The organism is Bacillus sp. Nf3, assembly GCF_003028545.1.
Classification (GTDB): Bacteria; Bacillota; Bacilli; order Bacillales; family Bacillaceae; genus Bacillus; species Bacillus safensis.
Genome location: NZ_PYUA01000064.1, coordinates 1 through 602, shown reverse-complemented (window position 1 = coordinate 602; position 602 = coordinate 1). Strand labels below are relative to the sequence as shown.

Sequence of the window (602 nt, the reverse complement as noted above, 5' to 3'; positions counted from 1 at the left end):
ATCCGATTTGTCGGCAGTCGAGGAAACCCGCTGGCCGAACTGCCCTACACGTTGTATCTGGACGATGGCAGGGCCGTCTCCGGCACCACCGATGCACAGGGCGGTACGGCGCGGATCTCGACCGCGCAGAGCCAAGCCGTGGTGCGTGCGGAACTACGTCCGCCAACGGTGCTGACAGGGTGCTGTGTGCGCATGGCGCCCGGCACCGATGGTGCACCGGAGATATTCGATCTCGAGGGTGTGATCACCACGCCACAGGACCTGGGCGTTTCGGTCGTGGAGGTGAGCGCCCCCGGCCATGAGCGGAGCCTTACGTTCGGCGAGATCGAGATGGCACGACTGGTGTTTGGCGACTCTGTCGACTACAGCCGGGTAAAGGTTCACAACCATGGCTACTGGCTGTTTTTTGGGTTCCAGCACAAGGACACTGGCGTCACGCCCAATGGCGAAATGTACTTTCCGAAGGGAATCTATCGCGACGACTACTCCTTGGATACCTTGAGACTCCAGGCCTTCTTCATCCACGAGATGACCCATGTCTGGCAGTACCAGCTCGGCTATAACGTCAAGCTGGTGCGAACACCCCGTCCGAACATGAGTTA

1 pseudogene is annotated in these 602 nt (G+C 60.0%); it reads left to right on the top strand.

Annotated elements, in window-relative coordinates:
• A pseudogene (locus C9414_RS20330) lies at positions 1 to 602 on the top strand (hypothetical protein); the annotation flags it as partial.